The sequence below is a fragment of the uncultured Ruegeria sp. genome (assembly GCF_947497005.1).
GTDB lineage: Bacteria > Pseudomonadota > Alphaproteobacteria > Rhodobacterales > Rhodobacteraceae > Ruegeria.
This window is the reverse complement of sequence record NZ_CANMFF010000024.1, coordinates 1-22,717: the sequence shown is the minus strand read 5'-3', so window position 1 is coordinate 22,717 and position 22,717 is coordinate 1. Positions and strand designations below refer to the sequence as shown.

Sequence of the window (22,717 nt, the reverse complement as noted above, 5' to 3'; positions counted from 1 at the left end):
CTGCTCATCCTTCATTGATCGTGTTTTCCGGACGCTCCGGTGACTTGTTTACGTCAAGGGCTGCAAGGCAGGCTTGCGCGATGTCCCGGTTCGGGGTCTCTGTGCCTGGTATCGTCACCCAGCCAGCCGCCATCAGGGCCTCTCGCTGCCGGAAGGTAGAGGCTGCCCGGATCGCCGCCATCTTGGCAGCCCGTTCCGGATCGGATCGGGCCATGTCCAGACAGACAGGCACCAATGCGGTGGCAACATGTTCACGGGCCATAGCCACGGACCTGTCGTTCGAGGTTCGGCTGGTTACCCAGCCGCCCCAAGAAAATCCAGCTACACTAATAAGTACCGCGCCGATGACGGCACCGTAGAGGCCGGGTTTAAGCCATTCGGGAGTGGTCATTGTAGTTCCTCCAGCGGCAAAGCGCCGCCTCGCTATCTTCAGGTGTCACATTGAATGCCGTGGCCAAGTGCCGTTTCCAGGTCGGTCCAGGTAATTGGCCGCATTTCTGTTCGGCCCAGCGAACGCCCCTTGCCGTTTATAGTCAGGAAAATCGCTGTTCTGCGGTAAGCCGGGAAACTCAGCGTCTCGATAAGTTCTTCCTCAACCAATACTTCGTATTCACCGGCAGGCAGCTCGTCCGAATATCCGGATAGGGTAAACGGGCGCGGGAAGGTCACGGTGGATCTGATTGAACGCAGCGCCATCTCCGGTCTCCGCGATGTATACGTGCCTTCCGCGCTGCAAGGGCTGCCGTATCCTGATTGCAGAGAGGTAGCCTGCATTTGCGGTCATCATACATTATCCCAGAACCGGGCGATGCGCGCTGACCCATGTTAGCGCCGCTGGGACCCGGGCCGTGCTGGCGAACCTTGGAGCTGCCCTGATGCTTGACTTCAGAAGTTTGGACACCGGCTGATCTGCGTCAGCGCGTGCTCCAGGCGATGCGGGTATGATCGAAACAATCCGAAACATTTTGATCTTGCCAGAGGAGGCCCCGGTCAGTCGGCACGTTCGCTCCCAAGATCCGAGAACATTGAAAAGGAGGAAATGGTGATGCCCGCAGGTGGCATTCTTTACCCGCATAGCCCTGAGTTCGATCACTTTACCCCGGATCGCGACCGGACACCAATGATCTCCATGCCTCGCCGGTTCAGGTCAAAAATTCCGCCCATGCGCTGACCCACGCCCAGATAATCCTCTCACGGACGAAGCTCTGTGAAGAAGGCTGTTTCATTGTCTGCGCCCAGTCGGGCAATATCCCCGCGATCGGGCAAAAGAAAAGGCCCGAGCATGAGCAATGCCAAACCGCCCGTGGCTGCCGCAACCACCCCGACCGGAATAATTTCGAAAATTGAAAGGGGCTCGATTCCCGATGCCTGCGGCACACCATCAACCAGCAAATTGGTTGTAGTCCCGATAAGTGTGCAAGTTCCTCCAAGAACCGCCATGTATGATAGCGGGATCAGCAGGCGTGTTGCGGCAAAAAATGAGGCTTCGCGCCAATCGAATGGCCACCGGGATTAAGACAATGACGACCGGCGTGTTGTTCATCATCAAATCTGAGGCGATTAGGTACAAAGCCAATATTTGGGCAGCTATCAGAAAGACCGAAAGGAAATCGAGTATCAACATATTGGCTTTTCCTTTCACAATGCGCAGTAGCTGGTGCTTTGGACCCGATGCAAACACACTCCTTCAGGAAAGGAGGAGGACATGCCCGAAATCTGCGAGATCGACGCCCACAGATTGCACTGCGCCGGTGCTCGAACATGACAAGGCATTTAAAACCTGCACAGGTCGTACCAGCAGTTATTTTCTTCAACTCTATCAACTGTCGCCGATCTGCAAACCTTGTTTCAGCCCGCGGATTGGACGGATCAGGACCAAACGAATTTGGTGAGCAACTCAGTCGGGATCACGGGTGTTTGCTGGTGCGAAATCCGAAGCCAATTGTCCTCATCTTGCAAATATGTGGACGCGCAGAGTGCCTCATAGATCGGCACGCCGGCCTTCTCGGCCGAAACGCGATACGCGAGCATTGCAATGCTGCCGCGAAGCGTCGTATTGCGGTCGGTCATCACAACAGATCGCCAGCCTGTATTCCGTTGCAAGTGGTCCCAGACCTGTTCGCCTTGAAGGATGCCGGGCGGAAAGGGAAAGATCATGACGGCGTTCTGTGCAGTCGTCGCGCGCGCGCTATCTAGACCACTAGTCCAGAACCTCTCCTCAAGGCTCCAAAGGAACGCGTCTTCGATCGCCGACGTGACCTCAGGTTTCACAATCGATCGCCGGTGGTCCACGGGCGCTTGATGGGCAGAGGTCATTCGTCTGATCCTGGCGAATTGATGAATAGCATTTGTATCAGGACGAAGACGATCGCGAGTATCGTCCAGATTGCACCGCTGGACACCAAGCGACCATTGGCAACTGTCGAGCTCACCCGCGTCAGAGGAGTTACTCGTGGGCTTTCCGGAAGCAACAGGCTCAATTCCTGCGCGACGGCATTGTGGTCCTGCTTTAGCTCGGGAACGTCCCTGAATTTCGAAAGGAGGATCTCAAGCCGCGCGCAGGCTTCTTCCCGCCGCAACTTCACGAGTTCGGCGGTTTCGTTCCAGGGATCGAGGCCAAGACGTGCAAGCGCCGAGAGAACCGTCACGACATATCCGTTCCGGTCTTCGCCGACAGGTGCATAGAGAAAGCGTTCGAATTCAGGTGGGCGAGTACCCAGTGCTTTGTTTTCAGCCATCTTTTTTCTCCTCTTTTATTGACGGTCAGCTCTTGACCAGTACGCACCGGGCAAAACGAAGTTCTGGACGCACACAGGTGGAGCATTTTCAGATTTAACCAATTTTACGCGATCGCTCGTCGCGGTGCCCTTACACAGGTCAGTTCAGTTGGCGGTCCAGGGGCCTTCGGTAGATTGCATTCCGGTAGCCGAGACTAACATGCGTCAGCGCCCGTCGAATGATCATGAGATACAAGGAGGGAGTTCGTTCGACCATGTAGCCCCTGGAATCTGGTGGTGAGTGACAATGGCGCGGGAAAGACCCGCAGACAGTCTGGAGGTCGGGGATGAGCACGCGATCGTCGAGATCGATGGTGACTTTTGCCAATGCGTTTGTATTGCCGGGCTACTCGGACGAGCTGGCCGCAGGCGAATATGAAATCGTCGTCGAAGAAGAGCTTTTGCAAAGCCTCAGCTTTGAGGCCTTTCGCCGGACTGCGACCTACTTGGTCGTCCATGGGAAAGGGAGCCAGATTGGTCGCACCGAACAGCGTCCAATCACCGAGAAAGACCTAGAAACGGCGCTGCGCCGGGACCGGCGCATTGACCCAGACTGAAAAATGATAGCGAGGCGGCGCTTTCTCCGCTGGAGGATTCGAAATGAACACTCCTGAATGGCTGAAACCTAGCATCTATGGGGCCGTGATCGGTGCGGTCTTTGTCGGTGTGGTTGGATTTTCATGGGGCGGTTGGGTGACTGGCGGAACCGCAGATACCAGAGCGACGGCGATGGCTCGAAACCAAGTCATAGCGGCGATGGTGCCGGTCTGCCTCGATATGGCACGCGTGGATCCGGATCGGGTTGCACATATTGACACTATTCGAAAAGCCACAACCTACAAACGCCGCGATGCCGTCATGGAGACAGGCTGGGCAACCATTCCGGGCACGGATGTTCCGGACCGTGACATCGCTCAAGCTTGTCTTGCCGGCCTTGACGTCGACAAGCCGCCGGAACGCGCGGAAAACACGGTGGAAAAGGGATGAAACATGCCACACCAAAACCGTTGGCTGAAATGGCGCTGCAGAAGCTGTCTTTTGTGATGACGATGGCCGTTCAATCAGCGGAACTGACGGGACACCCTATCCAAACTATCGAGAACGAAGACGTGCCACCACTACGAGACGAACGGCCTGAGTCGTGGCGCACCCAACAGGACCTTAACAGGGCAACTGAAACCCAAGAATAAAAGCCGATGCCATTAGGTCAGAAGGGAGCCAGTTATGACACCTAGAAAATTGCCCAAAAAGAAACCGTCAGAACGGCTTTCGGTAAGAATGTACATTCTGGCTGGTATCTTCGCGTCATTCGCATTCCCTGTGTTCGCACAATCTGCAGACGCCCTCATGCCTGAGAATGCACACTCCAGGAGTTACGGGGACGGATGGGAATGCGACCGATCCTACCGGATCGAAGACGACCTTTGCGTCGCCATTATAGTCCCTCAGAATGCTTACGCAACAAACAGGACCTATGGCAGGGGCTGGGATTGTTTGCATGGATTTCTAGAAGAAAATGGCCTGGCTTGTGTCGAAGTACCCGTACCCGAAGGCGGATATCTCGCCTCTTCAGGAAAAAGTTGGCGGTGCCTGCGCGGCTTCGTGAAAATTGACGAGACTTGCCTGGAAGTTGCAGTACCTGACAACGGGTACCTGTCGGGCGAGTCTTATGGTGATGTTTGGGTTTGCAATCGGGGCTATCGGGCCGAAGGTGAGATTTGTGCCCCAATCATGGTACCAGCCAATGCCTTTCTGAATGGATCGTCTTATGGGCAACCCTGGACATGCGAGCGCGGGTACTTCCAGCGAGTTGGCGCTTGTGAACCGGTTATTGTTCCCGAGAACGCTTACTTTGACGATGCCTCCCATGGACAAGGTTGGAAATGTGACCGCGGGTATGCGGAAACTGCCAGTGGATGCGTTTTCATAGACTTACCGGCCAACGCCCACTTGGACAGGGCCGGAAACCGCTGGGAGTGCCACCGAAATTTCCAGCGATCAAAGAGCGTTTGCGTTCTGAACAACTAACGCGAAGCCTGCTGATCCCAAATCAGGCGTCACTTCGTTGACCCTGGTGGCTTCATTGTCCCGGGTTTGGCTCGACATAGAAAGGAACAGACATGAAAACGGAAGATCATTTAGCGCAAATGAAGAGACCGGTCGCAAGAGCAGCACAGGCGCCGCCGATGGAACTCTCAATTTGTCCAGATAACCCTCCTAAGATAATCTCTTATGACGCTCCAACCGCCACCGTCTATTGTGAAGGGAATTTCGGCAAGACTGACGGCAAGACTGCAAACGGTCTAGTCCGGTTTTCGCAGGTCTTTCGTGTTCTGTCAGTAATTGACAGCACTCTAGAAGGGCGTGACAGCGGCGAGGTTCTCGATGGTATCGACAACGGCATTCCAGTGCATGTCGATCTTAGCGCGGCCATCGCTCACGAAGCGGTAGCCCCAGACACTCTGATCTATGGAATGGCACCGTCCAGTGGTACATTGTCCACGGCAGACAGAGGCGTTGTTCTGGACGCGATTTCGTCAGGCATGAATATCGTCAGTGGGCTACACGAATATCTCGGCGACGATCTCGAAATTGGCTCAGCCGCCCAGTTTGGATGTGTTACCATTCGGGACATTCGGAAGCCGCAACCTAGCAAGAACATGCGTCTGTTTGACGGCTGCGTTGCAGATGTTGAAGCGATCCGTATCGCTGTGTTGGGCACTGATTGCGCAATCGGAAAGCGGACCACGGCAACTTTGCTGGCGAATGCCCTGAATGAACGGGGGATCAAGACGGTTTTGGTCGGAACCGGTCAGACCGGCGTGATGCAGGGAGCCAAGTATGGTATTGCCTTGGATGCAGTGCCGCCTCAGTTCTGCTGTGGCGAGCTTGAGCGTGTCATTGTTGCGGCATCCGAAAAGGAACAACCAGATGTCATCCTAATTGAAGGCCAAGGCGCGCTCAGCCATCCGGCTTTCTGCACATCAGCATTCATTCTTCGCGGTAGCCAGCCACACGCCGTCATTCTGCAACACGCCCCCAAACGGACCCACCGTTGCGATTTTCCCAACATGCCGATGCCCGATCCGCGCCTCGAGATAAAACTTATCGAAGCTTTCGCCAAAACGAAAGTGATTGGTGTCACGCTCAATCATGAAGGAATGACGAACACCGAGGTGGAAACAGCCATCAGGGGCTTTTCACGCAACTTCTGTCTCCCAGTGACTGACGCTCTGCTCCGACCAGCGGCGCACTTGGCAGAGTTGGTTCTTTCTGCCTATCCCCAGTTGCGGCCATTGCCGCGTGTGGTTGCCGAATGACGACGCCGCGGATCGAAATCGACTTGTGCAAGATCCGCCAGAATACGCGCTTTCTGGTGGACCGTCTTGCTTCGCACGGGATCAGTGTGACAGGCGTGACAAAGGCTGTTTGCGGTGACCCAGCCGTCGCCCATGCCATGCTAGAAAGCGGCGTTTCCCAGTTGGCCGATGCCCGGGTCGCGAACGTAAAGCGCATGCGTTGCGCCGGCATCATCTGCCCAATATCCATGATCCGCTCTCCTTTGCTGAGCGAAATCGATCAAATCATCGAGACCTGTGAAACCAGTTACAATACAGAGATTGACGTTATCGCGGAACTTTCCGCAGTCGCGCTACGCAATGGCGAGGTGCATGGCGTTATCTTGATGATTGAGATGGGAGATATGCGCGATGGGATAATGCCAGAAGATCTTGAGCGTATCGCGACATTGGTGATGAAGATGCCTGGCGTAGCTCTCAAAGGTATTGGTGCCAACTTCGCCTGCCTGGGCAACATTGCTCCGAACGCTGATGCAATGGATGTCGTAACGACGCTCGCATACGAAATCGAGGGCGCTTGCGGCCCATTTCTTGAGACCGTATCAGGAGGCAGTTCCGCCAATTTACCTTGGGCTTTGGATCTACCGACAAAGGGGCGTATCAACGAACTGCGCCTGGGCGAGGCGATCCTGTTGGGCACCGATCCCGTTTCCGGCGAGCAGATAGATGGGCTTCATACAGATGCGTTCACTCTTGTGGTCGAGGTGATCGAAACAAAGTTCAAGACAAGGCCCTTTCCCTTGCGTCTGATTGATCCGGCTCTTTTGGCGTTGCGTCTTGTGCAGGATAGTTCCAGCAAGTCCCGTTCGGTTCTTGCTGTCGGGCTGCAGGACACGAATGTTGGCGGGCTGAGCTTTCCTACGGACATCACATTTGTCGGCGCGACGAGTGATCACACTGTCACTGAAACCTCCAAATGCGCTTTGCAGGTTGGGGCCGAAATCAGGTGTCAGTTGAACTACGGTGCGCTCATGAGGGCGATGAACGCGACCGATGTCGAAAAGGTCTTTGTCAGTGAAACAACTTGGAACGGAGCTGTGATAGAACCGGATCGTGTGCATCCAACGGTGATATAGGCCGATGAGCTCAAATTGAGGCAGCATCAAATCACGATAGAGGAACCGATCTCTTGGTCGCCCATAGTAAATCGGGTCTCCAACACCTATATGTGCACTAGCCACAAGTGAATTTTATGTTCCATCGCGAGTTCGAAATACTTGTTGGCAATCAAAGGAAAAAGCATGTCTTTCAAGGATCTGACGATCAGAGCGGCAGCGTTGCTGAATTCGAAGGCTGCTGAAGACTCAGAAGTCGAACCCAAACTCAAACCTGCCTTCATCGGCCCGGAACAGGTCAAGTCTGACCCCAAGAAATTATGAAAATCCGGTAGGTCTGAACGGTGTCGTCACGTTAACCGTCGTTCGGTTGCCGATGATATGATTTGGACGTAGGTGACATCGATGAATTCAACATCCATCAGCTACAAGCGTCACCGATTTCCCCCTCAGATCATTACCCACGCGGTGTGGCTTTATCCCAAGCTAACCTGCGTCAGTATTGCGGGGCGGAGAAGATGAGTACATGGCTTCGTGCCTGCCGAATCTCCGGCGGCACTCATTTCCGAGCAAAATAGAAGCGCGTGAAGCGTGCGGTTCTTGAAACGAGCCGCATTGCCCAGCGTTTCCTATTCTCGGAATGTCCAGGAAAGGACATTCTAATGACGCCTGAACAAACCAATGTCACCGAGAAGATGACCTCGGTCAAAGCAGCTTGTGACAAAGCACCTGCCGGTCCCAGAAAGGATCGGGCGCTGGAACACTACCAGGCTGCCGAGAAAGCGCACGAGGCGAATAACTACGACGAGACGGACAGGGAGCTCAACGCGGCTGCAGAAGAGATTATCTGACTTATCTCGTCTTATTACTGACTTATCTCGTCTTAGAAGAAAATCAGGCCGCCCAAGTTTAGCGAAGGGCGGCCTCCTTCATTTCAAAAGTGGGCCGGTCTGATCCAGATACGCCGTATCGAAACCTGAAATGGCCACCAATCCGTCATAGTCGTCGAACGTCACGCGGCCGTCCTGAAAGGTCAGCAGCCGTTTTTCGCGAAGCTGCCTCAAAACACGGTTCACATGGATGGCGCTTAAGCCGAGTGCATCAGCAAGATGGTACTGCGTCAAAGGGCAAGCAAATCCTTTCTTGCTCCCCATTCCGACCAACCTCAGCCGTTCCGCCAGTTCCAAGAAGAAATGCGCCATGCGCGAATCTGCGGCGCGTCGGCCAACCCCAACGAGGTGTTCGACGACCATGGCTTCGTCCCGTGATGCTGCCCAGAGAACGGCTGCCGCCAGGCGAGGCGTTTTCTCGAATGCTTCCAGAAGGTCGCCCCCCAGAACCTCCACCGCCTGAATGTCCGTGACCGGTTCGAAACTGTGGTCGGAGGTGCGCAGAAGGACGCTGCGCAATCCAAGAAAATCCCCTGGTATCTGGAAGTCTACGATCTGTCGGGTTCCATCCGGCTGAAGCTTGTAGGAACACACCCAACCAGCGGCCAGAATGTAAGCGGCCTGATCCGACTGCCCCTGATGCACAAGATCACGCCCCGCGGTGAAGGAACGGCGGCGCAGATGCAAACGCTTCAAAACGTCCAATTCATCGTCAGACAAGGCGACGAAAACTTGCAGCTTCCGTGTCAGCGGGCTTTCAAAGATATCCGTCATCGGGGCCTCACAAGCCGGAAAAGCTCCAGGCGCAATCGTGCAGAGACTGCTTTCGGTTAGCCCAACATAGCCTTTTTTCTGCGAAGATGCTTGTGATAAGCGAGGCCGCCCGGTCGCGCGTTACTTTAACCGTTACCTGGAAGGAAGTCACAAAATGCGTAGCGAACAGGACTTCTCGGGAATGGCGGCCCTCGCAATCTGCGAGTCGATGCTGCTGGCGATGAACGATCACAAGCTTCTCGCAGAACGTGAGATCATGGGTATCCTTCGCGATGCTGCAAAGACGCATGAAACCGCGGCTGTAACTGATGGAGAGATAGAGGCGCATCGGTCCGTGGCGGTTCTCATCAACCGGATCATTGCTAGCGGGAACTCCGTTCGGAGGCCGCCGGGATGACACATAATTTCAGCGAGATAGATATCGCCCATGCCGTTTTCGTCCAACTCGAATAACGCACGGGGCCAACAGCCCGACCAGCAGGACATGCCGGGTAGCATGGGCCACCAAGACGGCAGCATCCAAACCGACATGTTGAAAGCCGGATCTGCCTCGACCGCGCGGCAAGCGCGGGTCCAGCCAGGTCCCTTGCCCGTCACGGGTGGGGCACCCGGCGCGGGATACCCCTCCGGTGTAACCGGTCCGAGACAGGAAGAGGCGCGGCTGACCGCATCAGACTGGACACGAACCCTGATGAAGTACCGGCAGCCAATCCCCTCTCGCAGTATTTTCGAACTGACGGTCACGCTCGCGCCTTTCGTGGCAATATGGGCGGTTGCCTGGTGGGTGCTCTCGATCAGCACCGCGTTGGCACTGGCTCTCGCGTTGGCGAATGCAGCCTTCCTGCTCCGGCTGTTCATAATCCAGCACGACTGCGGGCATGGTTCCCTGTTCCGCGACCGGCGTCTGTGCGATTGGATCGGTCGCGTGATCGGCGTTATCACGCTGACACCCTACGACGTCTGGCGCAAGACCCACGCGATCCACCACGCCACGAGCGGAAACCTGGACCGGCGGGGCATCGGAGACCTGCCGGTGCTGACAGTCAGGGAGTACCGCGGGAAGGGATGGCCGGGCCGTACGCTTTACCGCCTGTTACGCCATCCGGTTTTCCTGTTCGGGGTGGTGCCGTTCTACACGTTCTTCCTGCACAACCGGCTGCCAGTACACCTGATGCGGTCCGGCTGGCGCTACTGGTTGAGTGCGATGGCGACAAACGCTGCCATAGGCCTCACTCTGACAGTGATTGTCTTGCTGGGCGGTTGGGAGGTAATGCTGTTCGTCTTCCTGCCGACGATGCTTCTGGCCGCAATAGCCGGCATGTGGTTTTTCTACGTGCAGCATCAGTTTGAGGAAACCAGCTGGCGGCACGAGGAAGACTGGAACATCCGGGACGCGTCCCTTCACGGCAGTTCGCACTACGCTCTGCCCGGCATCCTGCGCTGGATCACCGGGAACATCGGAGTCCACCATGTGCATCACCTGGCCAGCCGCATCCCGTTTTACCGTTTACACGACGTAGTCAAGGATCACGACGTCCTGGCACAGACCAGACGCATTATGCTTTGGGAAAGCTTCCGCTGCGCGCGACTGCACCTTTGGGATGAGAAAAGCCGCAGATTGCTGTCGTTTGCAGAGGCCCGGGCACTTCCCACCTGAGCCTTGCGTAATATTGCCACTGGTCAGTGAATTGGCGCGTTGGATAGGAAACTGGGAGCACCTCAATAGGACATTTGTTGCTCCACGGACGGCCACATCTGTGCCAGTAGGGTTTCTTTCTGAGCCAGTATTGTCGGGACAATTGGGCTGATTATTCAGTTGTCGCTCTAGTCAGGAAGGTGGATGCTGTGACCGCCATATCGTCAGCAGCAAAGGTATGAATGAAGGAGGGCGGACTGATTGATCTCATCGCCGACTATGAACCCTATCTTGCGCTCGCAGTTGTCGTCCTTCTGTTCGCAGCATTTCTTTCCGAGCGCTTCGAACCGGACGTAACCGCTGCGGGGGCCGCCGCGCTGTTTGTCGTATTGGGGTTTGTCCCCACGAATGAAGTTCTGGCAGTGTTTTCGAACCCTGCACCCATAACGATCGCGGCGATGTTCGTAATCAGCGGCGCGCTGGTCCGAACCGGGTTTCTCGACGCACTTGCGAACAAGGTTGTCGCCGCAGGGAGCAAGCGCCCGGTCGCCGGTATAGCGGCGTTTCTCATCGCGACGCTAGTCGCCTCGGGTCTGATTAACAACACGCCGGTCGTCATCGTCCTCATACCGGTGGCCATTCGTTTGGCGCAGAGCCTGGGCTTTGCCGCGACACGCCTGTTGATTCCGCTTTCCTACATGTCCGTCCTGGGCGGGACGTGTACTCTAATCGGCACGTCGACCAACCTTCTGGTGGACGGCGTTTCCCAGGCGTCTGGCTTGGAACCGTTTTCGATTTTCGAGATTACACCGGTCGGTCTGGTGGCCGCGGCCACAGGCGGTGTGGCGCTCCTCCTGCTTGGACCTGTCCTACTGCCGGACCGAAAGGATATTGCGGAACAGGGCGGCGACGATAAAGCGACTTTTTTGACCGAGGTACGCCCGCAAGAGGACTACCCGAATATTGGTCGAACGATTCATGAAATCGCCGCCCTCAGCCGAAGAGGTGTTGAAATCGTCGGCATCCGTGCGCGGTCTGGAGTCAAGAGAGAGGGATTGAGTGAACACATACTCGAACCGGGCGACAGGATCATTGCCAAGGTTGCGACATCAGAACTGCTCACCCTCAGGAAACTTGAAGGGATCGAAGTCGGGTTGCGCCAGGGGCCAGAGGCCGAAAACACCTCGGAGCTGATCGTCGCCGAAGCTATCGTGACGCTTTCACGCCGAAGCCGCGGAGTGCGCATTGCCCAGCTTGCCATGGGGCACCGATACGGCATGCGTGTTCTTGGCGCCCACCGACATGGGGAAGTGCTTGGACCCGACCTGTCGACGGCGCTTTTGCGCCCCGCCGATACACTGCTTTTGGAAGGAACGCCTGAAGGCTTTGCCCGAATGACCGAGGCGGGCGATCTTGCCGCGATCACAGATGCCGGGGGGCGCGCCTTCCGCCGCGGGAAAGCGCCGCTAGCTCTGTTCGCGCTTTTCGCGGTTGTGGCGCTCGCCGCAGCCGGGTTCGCCGAGATCAGCGTGCTTGCCCTTGTCGCGGTCGCTGCCATCCTCGTGCTCCGGTGCATCGACAGCGGCGAAGCCTGGGCGTCCATCGACGCCAGCGTCCTTGTGCTGATCTTTTCCATGCTAATCGTCGGAAGCGGTATGCAGAATGCAGGAGCAGTCAACCTGATCGTGGAGACATTGGTGCCGACTCTCGTAGAGTTGCCCCTAATTGTCACGCTCGCTGTGATCTACATACTGTCTTCGGCGCTCACCGAGGCGGTTACCAACAACGCCGTAGCCGTCGTCGTTACACCTCTCGCGATCGGTGTTGCGGAACAACTCGGTGTCGACGCCAAGCCGTTCGTCGTCGCTGTGATGTTTGGCGCAAGTGCAAGTTTCGCCACTCCGGTCGGCTATCAGACCAACACATTGGTATATGGCGCAGGGAACTACAGGTTTTCCGACTTCCTCAGGATCGGCGTTCCGATGAATCTTATCGTCGGCGCAGCCGTGGTCGGGGTGATCCCGGTATTCTTCCCATTCTAGGGTATCCGGTCTTGATCTGCGGTACTTGTAGCGCATTTTGCGCGCGCTGCATGAATTGTCAGCAGGAGCAGCATGAGGATCCCGACCGTTGCGGCAATAGCTGATCCTGAGAGAATTCCAAGCTTTGCGGCATTCAGCGTCGCCGGATCGAAGGCCAAACCCGCTATGAACAGCGACATCGTGAAACCGATACCAGTTAGAAACGAGCCGGCCAGAATTAACGGCCCCGACAGGCCCGGCGCTAACACTGCCAGGCCCAATCGGACAGCTAGCCAGCTGAACCCGAAGACGCCGATCGGTTTTCCTAACACCAGGCCGACAATTATCGCCAAGGAGACCGGTTGTTCGAAATCGGCACCCTGAACCGTGATGCCGGCATTTGCCAGCGCGAAGATCGGCATGATTGCAAAGCCGACCCAAGGGTGCAGCATTGTCTCGAGCCGTTCGACTGGCGAGAGTGCCTCCGTGACCGCTCTGCTTGCTTGACGCAGGTTATGGCGGGTTGCGGTATCTCCCTGCTGCCGATCGCCGGCCGGAACGGCGCGTAGGCGCCCAAGGATTGCATGCAGCCGGGCATCGCTTACCCATATGCGCGTCGGCGTCATAAGGCCCAGAATGACCCCTGCGATGGTCGCGTGAACGCCGGAGGCGTCGATGCATAGCCAGACTGCCGCACCGAGAAGAAAGTAAACCGGGACACTTCTGATCCCGACGCGCGAGGCGCCTGCGACGATACCAATTCCCAGCAGACCCAAACCGAGCGCCGACCAGTTCAACGCTTCCCCGTAACCGAAGGCGACTACGAGAATTGCGCCGATATCGTCAAAAATGGCCAGAGAAAGAAGGAACAGACGCAAGGTGGACGGGATTCGCCTTCCGAAAAGCGCCAGGCACCCAATCACGAACGCCGTATCGGTTGCCATCACGGTTCCCCAACCGTGCGCCCCGGGCTGCCCGGACATCAACAAATGATAGAGCGCGACCGGCACCACCATGCCGCCCAAAGCGCCCGCGAACGGCAGGGCGGCCTGTCGCGGGTTTTGCAATTCGCCCAGTACGATCTCGCGCTTGAGCTCCAGAGAAAGCACGAAAAAGAAGAGGGTCATCAGCCCGTCGTTGATCCAGTGTCGCAGCGAGCGGGTGAAATCGAACGAACCGAATGTCAGGCCAATTGGGGTCTTCCAGAAGCCCAGGAAGCCTTCTTGCCAAGGCGAGTTTGCCAGCGCCAAAGCCAGCAGAACAGCCAGGAACAGGAGCCCACTCGCGGCCGCTTGGATCTCTAGGAAGCGTGCGAAGGGTTTTGTTATTCTATCGGCGGACTCTTGGGGCAGGCTTTGATGATTGTCTATCATGGGACAACTACGCCAATTCGGGTGAAAAGAGACTACGCCATTGAAGCGTGGACGCAATGACCACGTGGATCAATGTCTTGCTATGCAGGAGCCATCCACGCAGGATATTCACCAGCAGGTTTTTCAGTTTCTGAGAAACGGACAATGCGGAAACGGTTGATTAGGCTTCACAAATTAAGGAACAGGTTAGCATCCGGCATTCATGAAGCCCCGGAGTTGGTTCTTTGTCATTTCCCCGCGAATGGCTCCGAACAATAGCTGGATCGTCACCAGAAGTCGTTTGTCAGACTTCGGTGCTTCGGCTCTTTCCTTGAGCCAGCTGTGACTTTCCAAAGTTCAGTCCGCTTCACTCAGAATTTTGAAACCAGCGGCCAATAGATGCGTGGACATTTCCTCGGGTGTCGCGAGATGACTGATCGAAGGTTCTGAAGCCTAAGGTGCCGGATACAAAACTCACCGCCTTCTCCCTGCAAAATGTCATAAATTCTAAACCTTGCGCCGGATTTGAGAAAACGTCGCGCCTCGGCATAGACCGTAGCCTTTTCCGGGACGTTCATAGCGACGTGAACTGGAACCGCACCATCGAAATGGCTGTCGGGAAAAGAAAGGTCTGTTGAATCACCCTGAAGGAACACGGTTTTGTCGCTCAAGTTGACCCCTTCCGAAATCTCGTTTGCCGCATCGTATAACTCTTGCGTCAAATCCAACTTCCTTGGCCGGTATCTTCGATCCGAAGACTTCCACCGCGCGAAACGCGAAGGGCTGGTTCAGACGTCTGTATCAGCAAGCGCCCGGTATACGGTCATTCTTGAAATCCCTAGTTCACGCGCGATCTGGGCTTTTGCGGTGCCCTCGCTCGCCAATCGCCGGATTTCCTCATCATCTACGGATTTCCGCCGCCCCTTGTAGACACCTTTACCTTTGGCGGTGTCGATCCCAGCACGCTGACGGTCGCGGATAAACTTCAGCTCCATATCGGCGACCATACCGAGAACGGTGATGACCATGCGACCCATATCTCCGGCGGTGGTTACGTCCGGTTCAAGAACACGAAGTGATGCGCCCTTGGCGTCCAGCTCATATACCAAGTTCAGCACGTCACGCGTGGAACGACCGAGGCGATCTAGGCGATGCACAACCAGCTCATCCCCTTCGCGCAGAAATTCTATCACTGTAGCCAATTCAGAACGGTCATCACGGGAAGCACTAGAGACTGTTTCGGATCGAACGATCTCACAGCCTGCTGCTCTCAGCGTGGCTTTCTGGATATCAAGATCCTGGCTTGATGAGCTGACGCGAGCATATCCAATCTTGGGCATAGCAAATTGTCACATTAGGGTGGTTCCCACTCTGATAATGTAACAATATGCTGTTGACTACTCATTTGTGACATCTTGGCGTGCCACATCACCCTGTCTCCTGCGGGTGTACCCTTTTGTGACGCACAGATCAGGCGGCCATTGCTCCGAAGTCGATCCGTTTTTCCAGGTCAACATCGAAACGGCCATACGGATTGATGTGGGAATAGATCAATGGAGTGAGGCCGCAGTAATCCCGCTCGGACAGGCGGGTTGCCCATCCCGGTTCTGACAACACGGATTGCACCATGCGTGTGTTCACATAGACAAGGGATGCCTGAAGCAGATGCAAGGCATGGGCGGAGATTTCCTGATCGGCAATCCGGTTGCTGGAAATCTCGCCGCCTTTACCAAAAAACACGAATCCGTTCGCGCTGTTCCAGTTCTCAACCACATTCAGCCCTTCATGAATCTCGCGACGGAAGTCCTCGGATCGGAGATAACGGCACAGAAAGATGGTCTTGATCGCGCGGCCCAGTTCAGCGAGCGCCTTGTAGGTTGGATGCATCACATCGGCGCGTGCAAAGCGGCGCAGGATGGCTTCCGGATCGGCCGTACCATGCTGCATGGCCGAAGCGTATTTGACCATTTCATCGTACTGTCTTTCGATCTCGGCCCAGTCAACAGTGCCGGACAGGATCGGTAGCAGGTTGGGCAAATGCCCCCGGATTCCCGAATTCGGTAAGGCCAGCTTTTGGCGGGCTATGGCCTTCAGGCGTGGGGCCAATTCGAAGCCAAGCAGATGACAAAAGGCGAAGCCAATGGCACTTTGGCCGTGGCTATCAACATACTGGCGCTGGATCTCCATGTCGGTGCAATGACGCAGAACCCCTTCGATCATCGCGGCCACTTCGGATGATGAGCAGCGTTTCAGCTGGGAATAAATACAGGTCGCCTGCCGTTCGACATGCCAATAGATCATGACACCGCGCCCGCCATAGCGTGCGTGCCACTCGGTCATCAGATTGCGATCCCAGGCCCCAAACTTGGTGGAATCCGCCGCGCAGGCGGTTCCCGCATTGCCCCAAACCGACGGATTGCGGACCGCCAACGTGGCATCTGCAACCTTGGCCGCCGCTGCACGAAGAGAAGCAGGATCGACATAGCGGCGACGGATATGCAGCAACTCATCATAGCTGATTTCCGGCGTGCCAGCAGCTACACGTTTCAAACCGGCATTGGTGCCCAGGCCGTAGAGGCAAAGCAGCAGGCGTTGATTCCGGATATCACGCGGCAGTGCTTCCCGGCTGGCCGACGTTTCGAATGCTCCCAGAAAGCCTGTTTCCAGCGCTGTCTCTTTCAGCGTATCCAGCAGTCCGGTCATGGGCCACCGCCGACCAATCTCTGATTTGAGGCCGATCAATCCTTTTGGCTCTGGTGCCGGGGTGAAAGGTGTAATGCAGATCCGGTTATCGCCAGACCAGCGCAGTCGCACCTCGTCATTATTGGGCAGCGAGCTGTTCAGTTGACGTAACTCATACTCCAACTGATCCCGAACAGATCGGGAAAATTCCCGCGCATCCTGAGTGAGCTTCAGGCTAGCATAGTATACGTCGCGCTTCTCTGGAAAATCCTTCGGCAGATCATCGTCCGGGTTGCGATAACGATCAGCCCCTTCGACCCAGATCTCTTTTGACCTGATACGATCCCGCAACTGAGTCAGGACACAGAGTTCATAAGAAATGACATTCAGCCGACCGCGCGTGTCGATCACGGTTTCCTGCCATTTACGCGGGATTGAACCGTCCGGTGCCAGTGAGACTGGCGCATAGCGCCGCCCTTCTTCGTTCAGTCGGATGATCAGATCCAAGGCATCCAGGATCGGTCGCCAGATGTCGTTATTTGAACGGAACCGCAAAACGGATAACAAGGACGGCAGCATCCGGCGATAGTGGCTGGCATAGGAACCCCGCATCACAGTCTGAATCCGAACATCCAGTGTTCCTTTGGCCCTGTGTTCGTCGATGATAGCTTTCAGCTTGGCCGCGCCCGCGATTGGAAAGATCACATCAGAGACTTTGCCGTTCGGGGCCATCATCGCCGCTGTCGCAATGTCCACCAGCAACCGTTCCTTGCCGTGAACCTTATCGATGTCAGCGGCAATTTTGCTGATCACCTTCCGTTTGGAGCGTGTGCCGATGCGATGAACAACGTCGATGAGCAGGTCTACAAGACCATCAATCAGCTGCGATCTGCGCGACATCAGGTAGATCGCCAACAATCCCAGGCGCTTTTCCTGGCTATGCCGCCGCATCTCTGAAGCAGTTTCCCCCTCAACCCGGCGGGTCAGTATCTTTGCCCAAGCTGGATCAACTCCATCGACCACATCGAAAGGCAGATTGAGACCTTGAATAAAGGCGAGGCGGTCAGCTGCATCGAGCACATTGTCCAGCGAGGCTGCGCCAACATCGTCTTTCAGGCTTTGATAGCCATGATCGCCGCGTGGGTCGGCCAAGCTGGCTTCCAGTGCTGCAATGGTTTGCGATGACAACCGGCTGGATACATGCGCCAGCAGTTCTTCCTGAAAATTATACTGCGCGGATCGCACCAGGCGTTCCATGATCTTTCGGGATGGGATGAACACCGATTGGCCCAAGGCCCATTCATAGCCAAATTGAACCAGATCTTCTATGGAGGGACCCGAAGTCGAAACCTGTGATGCAAGTGCTTCGCGCAGTTTGGCGCGATCCCGGTCATTGGCGCGGCGGATATCGAGAAAGCGTAGAATCTCCAACCGGTGGCGGCGCGCCGTGTCACTACCGATGTCATAGTTCGACACATGCGCGACATCCTCACCAAGCTGTTCAGCGAGATAATCCAATGATTCCGATGGAAGGTCCTTCAGTCGCTTTGGGAAATACCCGAAGCGCCGAAAGTGCGCTAACTGGGCAGCCAACCCAATCCGCATTGCGTGCCGATAGCCGTTTACGAACTCAAGATCAGCGTAAGACAGACTCCAGACAGCCAGAAATTCTCGTTCCAATACAATACCCTCCAACCGAAAGGGCAAATTGAGTAGAGATCAGGTTGCCGTCAAGCTGAACTGCGTTCCGCTATTGTTCCTCATAACGCCCAAATATGCACGCTCGGGCCAGTTGGGCCATATTCTAGCTGAAGATCTTTGCTGTCCCTCCATGCGCCGGATCGGGGTTGACGAGCCAGGCCCTTGTCGCGTCCGCTGTGGGTATGGACATAGATGAGAACAAGGTGGATGAGACTGTCCTGGCGCTGCTCTGGTTGACGCTGCATGACGAGCGTCGTGCGTGGAAGGGTTTTGACTGGGACGCGCTTGATCGCCTGCACCGCAACGGGTTGATCCTGGACCCGGTTGGGAAGGCAAAATCGGTGGTGCTGACCGATGAAGGCCTTCGCCGCTCCGAAGAACTTTTTGCAGAGCTTTTTGGGCGGGAACCGAAGAAATAGCATTCGCCGCGACGAGACCATCAATGTAACGCAGTTCTGCACACGCTTGTGGTCTGGCTCGCGGTTGCAATCTGCGCTAGATCGCCCCTGTCCGGCGAACAGGGAGAAGGTGAAAATGGCGACGGGGAACGATCTTGGTGGGCTCATCGGGTTTGTCACCGGTGACGAGATTTGGCACGAGCGGCTCGCGGACGTGTTGGACGAGCATTTTCTGCCAGCGCTCGAGGCATTCGATCTCGATTTCGAGGATTTGGGCGACTTACTGGGCGATGACTGGCCAATGGTCCTGTGGGGCGGTGGCCTAGAAGACTTGCTGGGCAGGACATTCGGATCGGGCGCCGAAAACGCTGCAGATGCGTATCTGAAAGGGAGTGGAACCAAGGAGAGTGCGCAGACCCGCGCCTATATCAAAGGATTGCGGGACGCGCCGGTCAGCCTTTATGAGGTGAGCGAGATAGACCCTGGCAGATCCATGGTATTGCGCGACGCGCTTTCGGACGCCGAGCCGGTCACCGTCCAGGAACACAGCGCAACGCAGATGTTGCAGAAGTGGGACCGCATAGCGGCTCGGGTTGTCGCGCAGGGAGGTCATAACGTGATCTCAGGCGCTCTGCTTCCCTTCGAGCCAGAAACCGTCGCGTTTTTTGAAGAGGGGCTCCGCTCCGTGTTGAAATTGAACCCCGACGATGAGCTGAGACTGACACAGGATCAGCTACACCGCTCTGCACCCCTCTTCACCAATGCCTGGCTCTTCGCACATTTGCCGAACCTGCTGGACCCGGAACCACCGCAAATCAGCAACAGCGATGGCGACGACCTTCTCTTTCACGAGATGCGCTTCCCCCTCGCCAGTAATGTGACGCAAAGCCAGGTCTCGCAAAGACTGTCCCAGTCCGCAGAACGCGTGGTCTCAGGTCGGAATGACTGGACCTGGCTTGCCGTCGACACCCCGTCCGGCAACAAGCACAGCACCGGCCTCGTATTGGACAAATCAATGTCAGGGGCCTCCGTGCTTGGGTCCCTGAATCTGAAAGGCAAAACACTCACGCTTTCTGTAAACTCTGCAGCGCGCGCCGAACGCGGCGAAGCCCTGGTCCGGGACCTCCTGAAGGATCTGGTGAGGTCACCGCTGACATCAAACCAGACCGTCGAACAGATGATGGCAGATGACAGCCCGGATGATGGAGTGGCAGAAGAAGAGGACATCCCCCCTGCCCTTGCCCGTCAGATTGCCCACGAACATCTCGAACACCACTACCGTGAAACGCTTGACCAGCCGATCCCGGCCCTGGATGGCAAGACACCGCGCCAGGCCGTTCGCAGCGCCAAGGGCAAGAAAGAAGTGGTTGACTGGCTAAAGACAATCGAAAACCGCAGCGCGCGCCAAACCGGCTCTCATGTTGCAGACTATAATTTCAGCTGGTTGTGGGACGAACTCGGATTGTCGGACTACCGAAACTGAAACAGCCAACCAATCAGATCAGGTTGCCCACCGGTCATGCAGTCTTGCTGGCCGGTATGCCCTACTGCCCGCCCGCGATGTTCACCTTGCCCACAACCCTGGCGCCGCTTTCGGTTGCCATCGTCTTGGCCGATACATCAGCTTGAATTTGCGCGCTCGACGCAATCTTCAGATCTTCGCATTTCAGGCTGCCTTTTTGCTTACCTTCAATAACGATCTTCTTGGCTGACAATGCACCGTCTACCGACCCGCCAACCTGAACAGTGATTGTCTCAGCGCTAACGTCGCCAACCACTTGCCCTTTGACCTGGATGCCTCCCGAACTTGAGTTGAGATTGCCTTCAATTGTCAGATCTTCTTCAATGATTGAGCTTGCCACGTTGAAACCCTCTGGATGAGACGTTGGCGACCTTAGAAGGAAAGTCGCTCCTTGAACACCTTCCAATCCTAACCATCGTCGTGCTGCTCAAGCGTTCATTTTTTTGGCGAGTTCCACCTAAAAATCGAAGGTTTCGGAACGGTCGTCGCGACATGTACCGTATTTACCGATCGGCCAATTCTGCCGCTCATCACTTGATCTTGCGCTGCGGTACGGCTTCCTCAGAACGGACTTTCGCGCTCAGCGTATCAATTGGTTAGGTTTTCAGGATGAAACCTGCAATTTGGATACTTTCAGTGTAGCTGAGCGTGAACCAGAAATCCTTCGACTTCAACTTCACCAATAGCGCGCAAAGCCTCAAGCCGGTGATATCCTTCGACAAGAATGTAACCGCCGCCTTTATCGGCGCGCAGGCGTATGGGCGTGATTTGGCCATTTTCCATTATATCGTACGCGATGCGTTCGACTTTGGCGGGATCCAGAGTTTTTCTCCGTTTGACCGGAATGCGAACGTCACTAATGGCAAATTTTTCTTTTATAGGCATGATCTCAATTTGCGCGAGAGGGCAGCGTATAAGCAAGCACTTCGGCCGCGATATCCACCAATTTCCAATTTTGTCTCATGGCGCCGCTAGATAACAGCCTATGTACAAGCGACCATGAGTTCGGAAATTACCGAGCATTTAGCCAAATCGAGGGCATCTTGGTGAACGGCCCATACCGTAAGTTCGCCACGTTTGAATTTGCTGCAACGCGGCATCCCCAAAGCAGACGTCCTTGAACGCGGTCAAAGCCAATATTCGGAAGGTACGGTCAACCGATCTTCGAGATTCCCTACCTCTGTTTTCCCGGTTGTGTAGGAGGTCAAAAGCAGGGGAAGCTAGGATAGCCAGTGCGCCAACCTCTCGCTTCGAATATCTTGAGCACAACTGCGGCAGTTATTTGATTCATCCTAGATAAACCTCTTAGAATTCGAGAAAATACAATGATCCTATACAAGACGATCGCACTTAAGTTTGGTCACCATCTCGAAAACGAGAAACCTGTGGACATGTGCGGCCCTGATACGAAATGGGTCTCGTCCGAGGAAATCCGTCAACACTGGCAAAGAGTTCTTAGCGATCTCTCCTCGGCAAGGATCTATTTGCTGGACCACAATGCGGCGAATTATCTCGATTCGTTGAGAATGGATGTCCAAGGAATGCCATGGGAGGATCGTCCGGAGTCTGACATTCAAGGCTATGTGCGCGATGTCGAGCTCCCGCGTGACCTCATTTGGATCGAATACGACGACCGCAACCTGTGGGAAGATCGTTGTGCGCGAGGAATAACGACTCTGGATGAAGAAGATCTGAGCAATCGGCACCAGCGGGGGTTCCTATTTGACAATCGTTCTTACGACAAACTGAGCGTGCGCCTATTCTCAGCAGTGACGGACACCATTTTCTTTGATGCGCCGTTTGTATTGGAGATATCCAAATCACCCGATGGTCGACCTGATTTTAGCGGTGTCAGTTGGCAACCTCAGCGGGTCGTACTTGCTGGGCTTATGAGAGCAGGACTATTGCCCAATGAAGCTTCATTGAGGGAACACTTCGAGGAACACAAAGGTCACCTAACTTACGAGATGGTGATCTGTTTCATGCTCTTCGCTGCTCTCGCAGCGCGTGAGGATGATTTAATGTCGCAAGAGGTTGCAAGCCTATCGACATCTCAGGCCAAAACAGCGCGAAAATTTGGCAAGGCTTGGATGACCGAAGTGCTGAAGTCTCACGTTACCATTCGAATTGGGTCGGCAGGTGAACGACATTTGACTGAGCAAAGGGCAAGGCTTCGCTTTGAACAAGCACAGACCGCAATCCGAGCCACGCCAACTGAGCATTGGGTGGCCGAACATGAAAGGCGGTACTCCAACGGGAAAGTCGTACGGGTTCGGGCGCACAAGCGCGGACAACCAGCAAGCAGAGATGTGCCTACGCGCGTCGTGGGCCCAAGAATGAATGGGTGAGTTTCTCTGAGGGGTAGCGGCCCTTAGGAGACATTCAACACCCACAAGTCTTGCTAAGTATGCAGCCCGCATTGTTGGCTTTCGCTGCACTCGCGAACTTTCGTCGAAGCAAATTCGCAGCTCTTGTGACCTGCCCCCCGAGGCTCCCTCATTCATAACGAGAGTCTGCGGGTCTGGTCTTCATATTCGTCGTCGTTGGTTT

General features: G+C 55.6%; 25 protein-coding genes. 13 read left to right on the top strand and 12 right to left on the bottom strand.

Annotated features, from left to right (window positions below; genetic code table 11):
• Positions 1–4: 4 nt before the first annotated feature.
• The 5 genes from Q0816_RS22775 to Q0816_RS22755 all read right to left on the bottom strand — a co-directional run bounded on the left by Q0816_RS22775 (position 5) and on the right by Q0816_RS22755 (position 2,738).
• Entirely contained in the window at positions 5–391 is a 387-nt protein-coding gene (locus tag Q0816_RS22775) for a hypothetical protein (RefSeq protein ID WP_298854946.1), read from the bottom strand.
• 38 nt (positions 392–429) lie between these two features.
• Positions 430–696, bottom strand: coding sequence for a hypothetical protein (locus Q0816_RS22770; RefSeq protein ID WP_298854944.1), 267 nt, complete (start codon positions 694–696; stop codon positions 430–432).
• Positions 697–1,191: 495 nt separating this feature from the next.
• Positions 1,192–1,440 carry an SLC13 family permease gene (locus Q0816_RS22765; protein WP_367180568.1) on the bottom strand — a complete coding sequence of 83 codons (249 nt, stop codon included), beginning with the start codon at positions 1,438–1,440 and terminating at the stop codon, positions 1,192–1,194.
• A 429-nt stretch (positions 1,441–1,869) separates the two neighbouring features.
• A complete protein-coding gene (locus Q0816_RS22760; RefSeq protein WP_298854940.1) occupies positions 1,870–2,316 on the bottom strand; it encodes a hypothetical protein in 447 nt (148 codons plus the stop codon).
• Positions 2,313–2,738: a hypothetical protein gene (locus Q0816_RS22755; protein ID WP_282121130.1), complete on the bottom strand. Its 426-nt coding sequence runs from the start codon at positions 2,736–2,738 to the stop codon at positions 2,313–2,315. Before Q0816_RS22755 ends, Q0816_RS22760 begins: the two co-directional genes overlap by 4 nt.
• A 326-nt stretch (positions 2,739–3,064) precedes the next feature.
• On the opposite strand from Q0816_RS22755, the gene Q0816_RS22750 reads away from it, so the two are divergent.
• From Q0816_RS22750 to Q0816_RS22720, 7 genes are all read left to right on the top strand, one after another.
• Positions 3,065–3,334, top strand: coding sequence for a hypothetical protein (locus tag Q0816_RS22750; RefSeq protein ID WP_282170945.1), 270 nt, complete (start codon positions 3,065–3,067; stop codon positions 3,332–3,334).
• A 43-nt stretch (positions 3,335–3,377) separates the two neighbouring features.
• Positions 3,378–3,764 carry a hypothetical protein gene (locus Q0816_RS22745; RefSeq protein ID WP_282121132.1) on the top strand — a complete coding sequence of 129 codons (387 nt, stop codon included), beginning with the start codon at positions 3,378–3,380 and terminating at the stop codon, positions 3,762–3,764.
• Entirely contained in the window at positions 3,761–3,967 is a 207-nt protein-coding gene (locus tag Q0816_RS22740) for a hypothetical protein (RefSeq protein ID WP_298854938.1), read from the top strand. Before Q0816_RS22745 ends, Q0816_RS22740 begins: the two co-directional genes overlap by 4 nt.
• Before the next feature lie 996 nt (positions 3,968–4,963).
• The gene (locus Q0816_RS22735; protein ID WP_298854936.1) at positions 4,964–6,097 is read left to right on the top strand and encodes a DUF1611 domain-containing protein; all 1,134 of its coding nucleotides are present in this window, start codon (positions 4,964–4,966) and stop codon (positions 6,095–6,097) included.
• Positions 6,094–7,212 carry an alanine/ornithine racemase family PLP-dependent enzyme gene (locus Q0816_RS22730; protein WP_282170941.1) on the top strand — a complete coding sequence of 373 codons (1,119 nt, stop codon included), beginning with the start codon at positions 6,094–6,096 and terminating at the stop codon, positions 7,210–7,212. Before Q0816_RS22735 ends, Q0816_RS22730 begins: the two co-directional genes overlap by 4 nt.
• Before the next feature lie 165 nt (positions 7,213–7,377).
• Complete coding sequence (locus Q0816_RS22725) at positions 7,378–7,515, top strand: hypothetical protein (protein WP_282121136.1); 138 nt, start codon at positions 7,378–7,380, stop codon at positions 7,513–7,515.
• A gap of 338 nt (positions 7,516–7,853) precedes the next feature.
• Positions 7,854–8,042 (top strand): hypothetical protein, encoded by a 189-nt coding sequence (locus Q0816_RS22720; RefSeq protein ID WP_113788272.1) that lies wholly within the window; start codon positions 7,854–7,856, stop codon positions 8,040–8,042.
• A 78-nt stretch (positions 8,043–8,120) separates the two neighbouring features.
• On the opposite strand, the gene Q0816_RS22715 is transcribed toward Q0816_RS22720, so the two are convergent.
• Positions 8,121–8,855, bottom strand: a complete 735-nt coding sequence (locus Q0816_RS22715) for a Crp/Fnr family transcriptional regulator (protein ID WP_298854924.1) — start codon at positions 8,853–8,855, stop codon at positions 8,121–8,123.
• 154 nt (positions 8,856–9,009) lie between these two features.
• Between Q0816_RS22715 and Q0816_RS22710 the strand changes: the two genes are divergently transcribed.
• From Q0816_RS22710 to Q0816_RS22700, 3 genes are all read left to right on the top strand, one after another.
• Positions 9,010–9,252 (top strand): hypothetical protein, encoded by a 243-nt coding sequence (locus Q0816_RS22710; protein WP_282121138.1) that lies wholly within the window; start codon positions 9,010–9,012, stop codon positions 9,250–9,252.
• Between the two features lie 294 nt (positions 9,253–9,546).
• Positions 9,547–10,512, top strand: a complete 966-nt coding sequence (locus Q0816_RS22705) for a fatty acid desaturase (protein ID WP_298854998.1) — start codon at positions 9,547–9,549, stop codon at positions 10,510–10,512.
• Between the two features lie 221 nt (positions 10,513–10,733).
• Positions 10,734–12,533, top strand: a complete 1,800-nt coding sequence (locus Q0816_RS22700) for an SLC13 family permease (protein WP_298854920.1) — start codon at positions 10,734–10,736, stop codon at positions 12,531–12,533.
• Here the strand turns inward: Q0816_RS22700 and nhaA are convergent.
• The 4 genes from nhaA to Q0816_RS22685 form a co-directional block, all read right to left on the bottom strand.
• Positions 12,530–13,885, bottom strand: coding sequence for a Na+/H+ antiporter NhaA (gene nhaA / locus Q0816_RS22695; RefSeq protein ID WP_298854918.1), 1,356 nt, complete (start codon positions 13,883–13,885; stop codon positions 12,530–12,532). The two genes, Q0816_RS22700 and nhaA, sit on opposite strands and share 4 nt — an antisense overlap.
• Before the next feature lie 350 nt (positions 13,886–14,235).
• Positions 14,236–14,586 (bottom strand): class I SAM-dependent methyltransferase, encoded by a 351-nt coding sequence (locus tag Q0816_RS26150; RefSeq protein WP_367180567.1) that lies wholly within the window; start codon positions 14,584–14,586, stop codon positions 14,236–14,238.
• A gap of 66 nt (positions 14,587–14,652) precedes the next feature.
• The gene (locus Q0816_RS22690; protein ID WP_298854916.1) at positions 14,653–15,204 is read right to left on the bottom strand and encodes a recombinase family protein; all 552 of its coding nucleotides are present in this window, start codon (positions 15,202–15,204) and stop codon (positions 14,653–14,655) included.
• A gap of 130 nt (positions 15,205–15,334) precedes the next feature.
• Positions 15,335–18,226 carry a Tn3 family transposase gene (locus Q0816_RS22685; RefSeq protein WP_298854914.1) on the bottom strand — a complete coding sequence of 964 codons (2,892 nt, stop codon included), beginning with the start codon at positions 18,224–18,226 and terminating at the stop codon, positions 15,335–15,337.
• Positions 18,227–18,450: 224 nt separating this feature from the next.
• On the opposite strand from Q0816_RS22685, the gene Q0816_RS22680 reads away from it, so the two are divergent.
• Together Q0816_RS22680 and Q0816_RS22675 are read left to right on the top strand one after the other, a co-directional pair.
• Positions 18,451–18,666, top strand: coding sequence for a DUF6429 family protein (locus Q0816_RS22680; protein WP_298854912.1), 216 nt, complete (start codon positions 18,451–18,453; stop codon positions 18,664–18,666).
• A 115-nt stretch (positions 18,667–18,781) separates the two neighbouring features.
• The gene (locus Q0816_RS22675; protein ID WP_298854911.1) at positions 18,782–20,128 is read left to right on the top strand and encodes a hypothetical protein; all 1,347 of its coding nucleotides are present in this window, start codon (positions 18,782–18,784) and stop codon (positions 20,126–20,128) included.
• Between the two features lie 61 nt (positions 20,129–20,189).
• On the opposite strand, the gene Q0816_RS22670 is transcribed toward Q0816_RS22675, so the two are convergent.
• Both Q0816_RS22670 and Q0816_RS22665 read right to left on the bottom strand, forming a co-directional pair.
• On the bottom strand, positions 20,190–20,507 hold the full coding sequence (locus Q0816_RS22670) for a polymer-forming cytoskeletal protein (RefSeq protein ID WP_298854910.1): 318 nt from the start codon (positions 20,505–20,507) through the stop codon (positions 20,190–20,192).
• Between the two features lie 293 nt (positions 20,508–20,800).
• Positions 20,801–21,052, bottom strand: a complete 252-nt coding sequence (locus Q0816_RS22665; RefSeq protein WP_298854908.1) for a ParB N-terminal domain-containing protein — start codon at positions 21,050–21,052, stop codon at positions 20,801–20,803.
• A gap of 440 nt (positions 21,053–21,492) precedes the next feature.
• Here Q0816_RS22665 and Q0816_RS22660 point away from each other — a divergent pair, with 440 nt between their 5' ends.
• Positions 21,493–22,515 (top strand): hypothetical protein, encoded by a 1,023-nt coding sequence (locus Q0816_RS22660; RefSeq protein WP_298854906.1) that lies wholly within the window; start codon positions 21,493–21,495, stop codon positions 22,513–22,515.
• Positions 22,516–22,717: the final 202 nt, after the last annotated feature.

Bases quoted from the DNA above. Each gene is read 5' to 3' on its own strand.
- Q0816_RS22775 (WP_298854946.1), bottom strand. From the start codon at position 391: ATGACCACTCCCGAATGGCTTAAACCCGGCCTCTACGGTGCCGTCATC.
- Q0816_RS22770 (WP_298854944.1), bottom strand. From the start codon at position 696: ATGGCGCTGCGTTCAATCAGATCCACCGTGACCTTCCCGCGCCCGTTT.
- Q0816_RS22765 (WP_367180568.1), bottom strand. From the start codon at position 1,440: ATGGCGGTTCTTGGAGGAACTTGCACACTTATCGGGACTACAACCAAT.
- Q0816_RS22760 (WP_298854940.1), bottom strand. From the start codon at position 2,316: ATGACCTCTGCCCATCAAGCGCCCGTGGACCACCGGCGATCGATTGTG.
- Q0816_RS22755 (WP_282121130.1), bottom strand. From the start codon at position 2,738: ATGGCTGAAAACAAAGCACTGGGTACTCGCCCACCTGAATTCGAACGC.
- Q0816_RS22750 (WP_282170945.1), top strand. From the start codon at position 3,065: ATGAGCACGCGATCGTCGAGATCGATGGTGACTTTTGCCAATGCGTTT.
- Q0816_RS22745 (WP_282121132.1), top strand. From the start codon at position 3,378: ATGAACACTCCTGAATGGCTGAAACCTAGCATCTATGGGGCCGTGATC.
- Q0816_RS22740 (WP_298854938.1), top strand. From the start codon at position 3,761: ATGAAACATGCCACACCAAAACCGTTGGCTGAAATGGCGCTGCAGAAG.
- Q0816_RS22735 (WP_298854936.1), top strand. From the start codon at position 4,964: ATGGAACTCTCAATTTGTCCAGATAACCCTCCTAAGATAATCTCTTAT.
- Q0816_RS22730 (WP_282170941.1), top strand. From the start codon at position 6,094: ATGACGACGCCGCGGATCGAAATCGACTTGTGCAAGATCCGCCAGAAT.
- Q0816_RS22725 (WP_282121136.1), top strand. From the start codon at position 7,378: ATGTCTTTCAAGGATCTGACGATCAGAGCGGCAGCGTTGCTGAATTCG.
- Q0816_RS22720 (WP_113788272.1), top strand. From the start codon at position 7,854: ATGACGCCTGAACAAACCAATGTCACCGAGAAGATGACCTCGGTCAAA.
- Q0816_RS22715 (WP_298854924.1), bottom strand. From the start codon at position 8,855: ATGACGGATATCTTTGAAAGCCCGCTGACACGGAAGCTGCAAGTTTTC.
- Q0816_RS22710 (WP_282121138.1), top strand. From the start codon at position 9,010: ATGCGTAGCGAACAGGACTTCTCGGGAATGGCGGCCCTCGCAATCTGC.
- Q0816_RS22705 (WP_298854998.1), top strand. From the start codon at position 9,547: ATGAAGTACCGGCAGCCAATCCCCTCTCGCAGTATTTTCGAACTGACG.
- Q0816_RS22700 (WP_298854920.1), top strand. From the start codon at position 10,734: ATGAAGGAGGGCGGACTGATTGATCTCATCGCCGACTATGAACCCTAT.
- nhaA (WP_298854918.1), bottom strand. From the start codon at position 13,885: ATGATAGACAATCATCAAAGCCTGCCCCAAGAGTCCGCCGATAGAATA.
- Q0816_RS22690 (WP_298854916.1), bottom strand. From the start codon at position 15,204: ATGCCCAAGATTGGATATGCTCGCGTCAGCTCATCAAGCCAGGATCTT.
- Q0816_RS22675 (WP_298854911.1), top strand. From the start codon at position 18,782: ATGGCGACGGGGAACGATCTTGGTGGGCTCATCGGGTTTGTCACCGGT.
- Q0816_RS22665 (WP_298854908.1), bottom strand. From the start codon at position 21,052: ATGCCTATAAAAGAAAAATTTGCCATTAGTGACGTTCGCATTCCGGTC.
- Q0816_RS22660 (WP_298854906.1), top strand. From the start codon at position 21,493: ATGATCCTATACAAGACGATCGCACTTAAGTTTGGTCACCATCTCGAA.